The 8914-nt window shown below is 69.9% G+C and carries 9 protein-coding genes; 7 read left to right on the top strand and 2 right to left on the bottom strand.

Annotation, left to right across the window (positions count from 1 at the left end; all coding sequences use genetic code 11):
• The 4 genes from ggt to VFE05_20445 form a co-directional block, all read left to right on the top strand.
• The coding region (gene ggt / locus VFE05_20460) for a gamma-glutamyltransferase (GenBank protein HET6232460.1) at positions 1-1260 on the top strand (1260 nt) is incomplete at its 5' end.
• Positions 1261-1357: 97 nt separating this feature from the next.
• Entirely contained in the window at positions 1358-1858 is a 501-nt protein-coding gene (locus tag VFE05_20455; protein HET6232459.1) for an isoprenylcysteine carboxylmethyltransferase family protein, read from the top strand.
• A 178-nt stretch (positions 1859-2036) separates the two neighbouring features.
• Positions 2037-2438, top strand: a complete 402-nt coding sequence (locus tag VFE05_20450) for a hypothetical protein (protein ID HET6232458.1) — start codon at positions 2037-2039, stop codon at positions 2436-2438.
• Positions 2439-2915, top strand: coding sequence for a PIN domain-containing protein (locus tag VFE05_20445; protein ID HET6232457.1), 477 nt, complete (start codon positions 2439-2441; stop codon positions 2913-2915).
• Between the two features lie 308 nt (positions 2916-3223).
• Here the strand turns inward: VFE05_20445 and VFE05_20440 are convergent, their stop codons facing one another.
• On the bottom strand, positions 3224-4138 hold the full coding sequence (locus tag VFE05_20440; GenBank protein ID HET6232456.1) for a hypothetical protein: 915 nt from the start codon (positions 4136-4138) through the stop codon (positions 3224-3226).
• A 118-nt stretch (positions 4139-4256) separates the two neighbouring features.
• On the opposite strand from VFE05_20440, the gene VFE05_20435 reads away from it, so the two are divergent.
• Genes VFE05_20435 through VFE05_20425 form a run of 3 tightly spaced genes read left to right on the top strand, consistent with a single transcriptional unit; the run spans position 4257 to position 7403 of the window.
• Positions 4257-6047, top strand: coding sequence for an ABC transporter ATP-binding protein (locus VFE05_20435; GenBank protein ID HET6232455.1), 1791 nt, complete (start codon positions 4257-4259; stop codon positions 6045-6047).
• Positions 6048-6084: 37 nt separating this feature from the next.
• Positions 6085-7029: a HAMP domain-containing sensor histidine kinase gene (locus VFE05_20430; GenBank protein ID HET6232454.1), complete on the top strand. Its 945-nt coding sequence runs from the start codon at positions 6085-6087 to the stop codon at positions 7027-7029.
• Positions 7026-7403, top strand: a complete 378-nt coding sequence (locus VFE05_20425; protein HET6232453.1) for a response regulator — start codon at positions 7026-7028, stop codon at positions 7401-7403. The genes VFE05_20430 and VFE05_20425 overlap by 4 nt, the downstream gene beginning before the upstream one ends.
• 812 nt (positions 7404-8215) lie before the next feature.
• Here the strand turns inward: VFE05_20425 and rho are convergent.
• Positions 8216-8914 (bottom strand): transcription termination factor Rho (rho, locus tag VFE05_20420; protein ID HET6232452.1); only part of this gene is annotated, 699 nt, incomplete at its 5' end.

The following is an 8914-nucleotide window of genomic DNA, read 5'->3' as shown; positions in this document are numbered from 1 at the left end:
CTCCAGCCCGCCATCGCCCTGGCGGACGGCATCGTCGTGCACGAACGGCTCGCCTCGTCGTTGTCGCGCAACGAGAGGATCCTGCACGCCTTCCCCGCCACCTCCGCCGTCTTCCTGAAAGATGGGCGCCCGTTGCGCGTGGGCGAGCGCCTGGCCCAGCCCGACCTGGCCGCCACGCTCCGCCGCATCGCCGACGGCGGCACGGACGGCTTCTACCGCGGCCGCACCGCCGAGCTGGTGGAGGCGGAGATGCGGCGCGGCGGCGGCATCATCACCGCGGCGGACATGGCCGCGTACCGGGCGGTGTGGCGCGACCCCATCCGCTTCCGCTACCGCGGCTTCGAGGTCATCTCCATGCCGCCGCCATCGTCCGGCGGCGCGACCATGGCGGAGATGCTCAAGATCCTGGAAGGCTACGACCTGCGCGCCGCCGGCTTCCTCTCCCCTCGCCACGTGCACCTCTTCACCGAGGCCGCGCGCCGCGCCTATGCGGACCGCAACACCTACCTGGCCGATCCGGACTTCGTCCCCCAGCCCGTCGCGCGCATGACGAGCGCCGCGTACGCCGCCACGCGCCGCGCGACCATCCAGCCGAACCGAAACACGCCGTCGTCCACCGTGACGCCGGGCCTCGGGCCCGCACCGGAGGGCAACCACACCACGCACTTTTCGGTGATGGACGGCAAGGGGAACGCGGTCGCCGTCACGACCACGCTGAACTCCCTGTACGGCAGCGGCGTCACGGTCACCGGCGCGGGCTTCCTGCTCAACAACGAGATGGACGACTTCACGTCCAAGCCGGGCGTCCCCAACCAGTTCGGCCTGGTGCAGGGGGCGGCCAATGCCATCGCGCCCGGCAAGCGGATGCTGTCCGCCATGGCGCCCACCATCGTGCTCGACTCCGCCGGGCGCGTGCGGCTGGTCACGGGCACGCCGGGCGGCTCCACCATCATCACCTCCATCGCGGGCACCGTCTCCGACGCGATCGACTTCCGGATGACGGCTGCCGAGCTTGCCGCGGCGCCGCGTCTGCATCATCAGAACCTGCCGGACACGCTGTACTACGAGCACGGCGGCCTTCCCCCCGCAACTCTCGCCGCGCTCCGCACCATGGGCCACGCAGTCGCCGAGCGGCCGGGCTACCAGGGCGACGTGCAGTCCATCTTCGTCCTCCCCGGCGGCATCCTCTCCGGCATCGCCGACCCCCGGCGCGGCGGCGGCGCAGTAGGCGTCACGGAAGTCCGCCCGACGGTGCAGTAGAGATCGAGCCGTCCGATGACGATCCAGGGACGGCAGAGGAACGCCGGCAGGTCGGTAGATGTAGCGCGTGCTCACCATCCATCCTGGAGGTGCGGCCATGAGACGAACGAGCTCGGTGCTGGGATCGATCCTCTTCCTGTTCGTCGCGCCCGGCTTCGTGGCTGGCGTAGCGCCCCGGTGGATCAGCCGATGGGAGATGCGGCCGCCGCTGCTGGGCTTCGAGGCAATGCGCTGGATTGGCGGGCTCGTGCTGGCGCTCGGCATGGTGCTGCTGATCGATGCGTTCGCGCGGTTCGCGCTGGAAGGCCGCGGCACCCCCGCGCCCGTCGCGCCGACGGAGCGTCTGGTCGTCACCGGGCCTTACCGCTTCGTGCGCAACCCGATGTACGTCGCCGTCGTCTCGCTGATCCTCGGCCAGGGGCTGTTGCTGGGCCAGACACGCGTCCTCGTCTACGGCGCCCTCGTCTGGTTGCTGATGCACCTGTTCGTCCTCGCGTACGAGGAGCCGACGCTCCGCGCATCGTTCCCAGACGACTACGCCGCCTTCACCCGCCACGTCCCCCGCTGGCTCCCGCGCCTCGGCCCGTGGCGTGGCTAGGGTTCGAACAACGGACCCACCATCGCTGGTCCCCCGCTGCGGGTCAGCCGGTGCCACGGAACTCCGCCGACGTGGAGTAGCTGAGGGTTTCCGTTCTGATACGTCAGTCAGTAGAGAGGATGCCCCCGAAGTCTTTCTATAGTTTCTACAGTTTCCATTGACACAGCAGACGCATGACGTGAACTTCGATCCAGAGAGCTATCTACAGGAGACACTCATGCCAACGATCTCTGCATATACCTCGGAGCTTCTCAAGAGGCGGATCGACCAGATCACGCGCGAGGAGGGCCGCAAACAAGCACAGGTGGGGAGCACTGCGTTGGAGCTATACGCGCAGCTTCCGGCCTCGGCGCGACGTGCGTTCCTGGAGATCAGCGCTGCCGAGGAAGAGTCCCATTCCGGGATCCTCGATCGCGCCATCGCGCAGATGAGCCGTGCTTTGCTCAACGTCCGGTGGGAGATCACGGACGAACGGATGGCGCGTGCGGTCCAGAAGAAGGGCTCCTTGCCTGCGGCGGATCTTTCGGAGGAGGAGATCGCAAGAATCGCGGTGGAGATGACGACCGGGCCCGAGGCGTAGGTGGCAAGCACTCCGACGCGTGTGTGCCTGGATCTGAACGTCTTCGTCGCCGCCGAGATCGCGGTTGGGATGGGCCGGCGGGATACCACGCCGATCCGGCTGGTGGACGCGTGCCGGAGCGGGCGCTTCGATCTCGTGATCTCGCGCGCGATGCTGGACCGGCTCACCGACGTGCTCCAGCGTCCCCCGCTGCGGCTCAGCCTCGTGCTGGCGGCCGAGCGCACGGAGCTCATCGCCGAGCTCGCATCGCTGCCGAACCTGATCGTCGGCGGTGCGGGCGTCCTCCCCCTTCGCGACGTGGAGGACCGCGGTGTCTTGGAGGCTGCGCTCGCCGGCCGGGCGCAGTACCTCGCCACGTACAACATGAGCGACTTCGAATCGGGCGCGATGCGCGACCCGGAGAGCGGCGACCTCCGCATCCGTGGCCTGTCGATCCTCCCGCCCGCCGACCTCGCGCGACGGCTGGGTCTCTGCTGACCCGGCGAGGTCGAGCACGCATCGCCCGACAGGAAAAGCCCTCCAATGACAACGATCATCGGAGGGCTCTTCGTTTCCCGCGATCCGGCCATCCAATCTCCCGACGTTCGGATCAACGTCCGCATCCGCAGAGATGCCGCGGGTCGGATCGGGGGGGCGGGTGATCGAAGGCTGCGCACGTCATCTCACGTCGGCCATCGTCGAACACCGAAAGAGAAGCGCCCCGGCGGACGGACCGACGGGGCGCTTCTCGCATCTACCGATCACGCGCCGTTCATCTACCGAAATGAACGACGGCACGCCGAGGCTCACTCGTCGGTGCGCTTGCGGACGGCGATGGGGCTGTCGATGCGGACGGTGGCGGTGGAGCCGGCGGGGATGATCGCGTCCACGTCGGCGGTGGCGATGGAGGCTGCGGTGCCCGCTGCGGCGCCGACCACCGCGCCTGCGATGGTGCTCTTGGTGCTGTGGCCCAGGATGCGGCCCAGCACCGCGCCCGCCACCGCGCCGCCGCCCACCTTCGCCGCCTGCTGCCCGCGCGTCTCGCGGCTCACGCGCCGCACCGCTGGCGAGCTGACGACGGTCCCGTCGATGGGGTAACGCTCGCCGCCGTAGCTGATGGAGCTGAACGCCACGCCGATGTTCGAGTTCTGCCCCGCGCGGTTGGACGCGGCCACGTTCACCACCCGTCCGTGCACCGTGGCGCCGGCGGGAATCACCGTGTTGCCCTCGCCGTCCGTGATGGCCTCGGCGAGCGTGGCGGTGAAGTCGTCGCCCTCGCGCATGGTGCGCGTGCTCAGCTCCTGGTCGATGCGGACCGAGAAGGTGCTCCCGGCCGGGGCGCGGCGCGTCACGTACTGCGGCCCGGCGGGCTGGCTCGGGGCGGCCGGCGCGGGAGCGGAGGCCTCCGGCTGCGTGCGCTGCGGAAGCTCGCGGTGCGGGCGCGGGGGTGGCGGCGTGGCGCGCGGTGCCGGCTGCGGCGGCGCCTCGGGCGCGGGGGCGGGCACCGGCGCGGGCGGGGCCGCAGTGTCGGTCAGCGGCACGTCGCGAAGCTGCGGCTGCGCGGTGGTGTCCGGTTGAAGTGCGAGGTCCACGTCCTTCTGCAGCGCCTGCTGCTCGAGGGCCTTGCGGTCGGCGGTGTCCGAATCGCGCGAGCAGGCGCCCACCAGGGAGGACAGAGAAAGCGCGAAGAGCACGGCCGGGACGGCTCTGTTGATGTGCATGGGAGGGCTCCTGATCCGTGTGATTACTTGATTTGCGGGCCGTGGCGGGGTTATCGTCACCATCCCCTTCCGGGCGCCGGCGCCAGGCGGAAGGGGCAACCCACATGCCAGGTTTCGAGTGAAGCAGCTGCGCGCACTTCTGCCCTACCTGCGGCCCTACCGCGTCCTCATCGCGTGGGGGATCGTGCTGGTCGTGGCCTCCAACGCCCTGAACATGGCGAGCGTGGAGTGCATCAAGTGGGGCACCGACGTGCTGGACCGCCAGGGCGCCGGCGGCGCGCCGATGATCGCGCGGTACGCCGGTCTCCTCGTCCTCTTCGCGCTCCTGAGCGGCGCGGGCCGCTACGGGATGCGCGAGATCCTGAACGGCGTCAGCCGGCGGGTGGAGAACGACCTGCGCGACGACCTCTTCGCGCACCTGCTGCGGCTGGACGCCGGGTTCTTCGGCGGCCACCCCACGGGCGAGATCATGAGCCGCGCGACGAACGACATCTCCGCCGTGCGGATGGTGGCGGGCCCAGCTTACATGTACCTCGCCAACACCGTGGTGTTCGCCGTCTTCGCCCTGGGGCGCATGGCGTGGATCGACGCGCGTATGACGGTGCTGTCGCTGGTGCCGATGGTGCTGCTGCCGCCGGTCACCATCGGCTTCGGCAACGTGATCCACGACCGGTTCGAGAAGATCCAGGAGCAGTTCGGCGTGCTCTCCACCATGGCGCAGGAGAACCTGGCCGGCGCCCGGATCGTGAAGGCGTACGGGCAGGAGGAGTACCAGACGGGCCGCTTCGCCGCTCTCTCGCGCGAGTACATGGACCAGAACGTGGGCCTGGCGCGCACGTCGGGCCTCTTCTACCCGCTGCTGACGCTGCTGGCCGGGCTGGCGATGGCGGTCAGCCTGTGGATGGGCGGCAGCGCCATCGCCGCGGGCCGTATCACCGTGGGCGAGTTCGTGCTCTTCATCGTCTACCTGGGGATGCTGACCTGGCCCATGATCGCGCTGGGATGGGTGGTCAACCTCTTCCAGCGCGGCGGCGCGTCGATGGGCCGCGTCTCCCGCATCCTGGCGATGGAGCCCGCCGTCGCCACCCGTCCCGGCGCGTACGCCCCGGCCGAGGTGCGCGGGGAGATCGAGTTCCGCGGCGTCCGCTTCCGGTATCCCGGTACGGAGCGCGACGTCCTCGACGGCCTCAGCTTCCACGTCCGCCCCGGCGAGACCGCCGCCATCGTAGGCCCCACGGGCTCGGGGAAATCCACCGTCATCGCCCTGCTCTCGCGCCTGTACGACCCCACGGAGGGCGAGGTGCTGCTGGACGGCGTGCCGGTGGCCAACTGGGACTTGGCGCGCCTGCGGGCGGCCGTGGCACTGGTGCCGCAGGACACCTTCCTCTTCTCGACCACGATCCGCGAGAACCTGGCGCTGGGCTTCGAGGACGCGGAAGAGGAGGCGGCCGGTGACCGCATCCGCGACGCCGCCCGCGTGGCGAGGCTGCACGACACGGTGGAGGAGTTCCCCGGCGGGTACGACACGCTGCTGGGCGAGCGCGGCATCAACCTGTCCGGCGGGCAGAAACAGCGCGCCGCCCTGGCCCGCGCCGTGGCCCGTGACGCGCCCGTGCTGGTGCTGGACGACGCGCTGAGCGCCGTGGACACGCACACCGAGTACGAGATCCTGGAGGGGCTGCGCGGCGTCCTGGCCGGGCGCACCAGCGTGATCGTGAGCCACCGCGTGACGGCGGTGATGCACGCCGACCTGATCCTGGTGCTGGACGGCGGGCGCGTGGCCGAGCAGGGCACTCACGAGGCGCTTCTGCGTGCCGGCGGCGTGTACGCCGCGCTCCAGCGGCGGCAGCTTCTGGCCGAGGAGGTGGACGGGGACGATCTCCTTGCACCGGCTGGAGCCGCCGTCTAAATTGACGCACCCCATCCGTTTTCCCATCCAGGCGGGCATGACCGATCTCCGACTGCACATCCAGGGCGATCACGAGACGGCGGCCAGGCTGCGCGAGGTCCTCGCGCGCGAGGGCTTCCGGCTGGCCGGCGAGCCCGGCGCCGCCGAGACGGCCGCCGTCACCGTGGAGCTGGACGGCGCGCACGCTCCGTCCGGCCGCGAGGGGCTGGCCCGGCGCGTGGAGGAGCTGGAGCGCACGGTGCTGGAGCTGCGCAACCTGGACGTGGCCAAGTCGCAGTTCCTGACCAACGTCTCGCACGAGCTGCGCACGCCGCTCACGGCCATCGTCACCTACGGCGAGATCCTGCGCGACGGCCTGCTGGGCGAGATCAGCCCCCGGCAGCGCGAGGCCATCGAGAGCATGATCGGCAGCTGCCGGCAGCTCCTGGCCATGATCGAGGAGATCCTCACCTACGCCCGCACCAACGCCCGCGCCATCGTCCTGCAGCCCACCGAGTTCGACGTGGCCGAGGTGGTGCAGTCGGTATACGAGATGAACGCGTCGCTCATCGAGCGCAAGAACCTGCGCTACGAGGCGGCGCTGAACGGCGAGCTGCCGCTGGTGCACGCCGACCGCGACAAGGTGGCGCACGTGCTGGGCAACCTCATCGGCAACGCGATCGACTTCACGCCGGACCTGGGCAGCGTGCGCGTGGAGGCCCGCCGCGCGCGGCACGACGAGGCGTGGCTGGAGGTGGTGGTCAGCGACAGCGGCATCGGCATCGACGCGCGCAACCACGAGCTGATCTTCCAGGAGTTCGCGCAGGTCGACGCGTCGCGCGCCCGCATGCACCACGGCACGGGCCTGGGCCTGGCCATCGCACGCAAGTTCGTGCAGCTGCACGGCGGCGAGATCTGGGTGGAGAGCGAGCTGGGCAACGGCAGCCGCTTCTACTTCACCCTCCCCACGGTCGAGGCGGCGCACCGCGTGGGCCAGGCGTGAGCGCTCCCGCGCCCGCGGTGCTGCTCGTGGAGGACAACGACGCCATCCGCACCGCCTTCACCATCCTGCTGGAAGACAGCGGCTTCCGCGTGGCCTCCGCCGCCCGCGGGGCCGACGCGCTTCGGCTGGCGGGCGAGAGCCGGCCCGACGTCGTGGTCCTCGACCTGGGCCTGCCGGACATGGGCGGGCTGGACGTGGCCCGCGCCCTCACCGCCCCCGGCGGCACCCGCATCCCCATCGTCGCGCTCACCGGCCGCGCGCTCGACTCCGAGCGCGCCGAGGCGCTGGCTGCCGGCTGCGCGGCCTTCCTCACCAAGCCGGTGGACACGCACGAGCTGCTGCGCGTCATCGGCAGCTTCGCGGGAATCGACTGATCGGCTGACGATCCAGCCTCGTCCCACACGCCACAGCCCCGCCGATCCTTTCGGCGGGGCTGTCTTCGTTTCGGAGTCCGTGTTCGTCTGAAGGTGCCACGCGCGCGTCGCGTTGCGGATGTCCACGGATGGTGGTGGATCGCTCAACCATGTGCGGTCAGACCGCGAGCGGGAGATGTGAGGCCGGGAGTGTGTTTATCGACAGTGGTCAGCTTTTGGGCATCGGGGCGAAGGCAGGCGATAGGGACCAGGCGATGCGCTACGTCGTTCACCCGAAGGCGTGTCGCATGCGGGCGGCGCGGATGCGACGAATCGAATCCCTACATGCATAAACGCTTGCGTGGATTTGAGATGACTCGCCGCCGGGAGACGGGCGAGCACACAGGTCAGCACCCTACGATGGCGCGATGCGCTGCGTCAGCTGGGGGAAGGCGCATCCGCGAGGGCGCAGGCAGAGATCGGAGGCGCGCTCGAAGCTCGGCGAACACCTGCTCCGCCGGAACCAGCTCGACGGCTCCGGAATCGATCTCCGCGATGCGCCGTTCGATCTCGGCTTCCCGGGCCAGGGCAACTCGCCGGCTCTCATCTTCCGCTTTCTCGTCCGGAACCATTCGCGCGCTCCCGTTGAGGTGGAGGCCAATCCAAGTTTGCGGGCTCGCGCGGTCCATCGACCCGACGTAGGTCCGCATTCTACGGATGAATGCACGCACGGCCAAGCGCCATAGCGCCTCGACAGTATACGCAGAAAGGGCGGGCCTCCGGTGGAGGTCCGCCCTTTCGTTCCGATCTCGAACTTTTTGCGGCCGAGGTGTTCAGCGCAGCTTGGCGAGAAGCTCGGTGTTGGACTTGGTGTCGGACATCTGCTTGACGAGCAGCTGCACGGCATCGTCCGGCTGCAGCGAGTGCAGCGCGCGGCGAAGCTGGTACACCTTGTCGATGGCCTCGGGCGGGAGGAGCAGGTCCTCGCGCCGGGTGCCGCTCTTCTCCACGTTGATCGCGGGGAAGATGCGCTTGTCGGCGAGCTCGCGGTCCAGCACGATCTCGCAGTTGCCGGTGCCCTTGAACTCCTCGAAGATCACCTCGTCGCCGCGGCTGCCCGTCTCGATCAGCGCGGTGGCGATGATGGTGAGGCTGCCCTCACCGCCGCGCACCTTGCGCGCCGACCCGAAGAAGCGCTTGGGCTTCTCCAGCGCGCCCGCGTCGATGCCGCCCGAGAGCATGCGGCCGGTGCCGCGCTCGGTGGTGTTGTACGCGCGGGCCAGCCGGGTGAGCGAGTCGAGCACGATCACCACGTCCTTGCCGCTCTCCACCTGGCGGCGCGCCTGCTCCAGCACCATCTCGGCGACGGCCACGTGGCGCTCGGCGGGGCAGTCGAACGAGCTGGCGACCACCTCGCCGTGGCCCAGCATCTCCATCTCCGTCACCTCTTCCGGGCGCTCGTCCACCAGCAGGACGATGAGCACGGCCTCGGGATAGTTGATGGCGACACCCTCGATGATGGCCTGGAGCAC

It is taken from the genome of Longimicrobiaceae bacterium (assembly GCA_035696245.1).
Classification (GTDB): domain Bacteria; phylum Gemmatimonadota; class Gemmatimonadetes; order Longimicrobiales; family Longimicrobiaceae; genus DASRQW01.
This window is presented reverse-complemented; position numbering and strand designations above follow the sequence as displayed.

Bases quoted from the DNA above. Each gene is read 5' to 3' on its own strand.
- VFE05_20440 (HET6232456.1), bottom strand. From the start codon at position 4,138: ATGCACATCAACAGAGCCGTCCCGGCCGTGCTCTTCGCGCTTTCTCTG.
- VFE05_20430 (HET6232454.1), top strand. From the start codon at position 6,085: ATGACCGATCTCCGACTGCACATCCAGGGCGATCACGAGACGGCGGCC.
- VFE05_20455 (HET6232459.1), top strand. From the start codon at position 1,358: ATGAGACGAACGAGCTCGGTGCTGGGATCGATCCTCTTCCTGTTCGTC.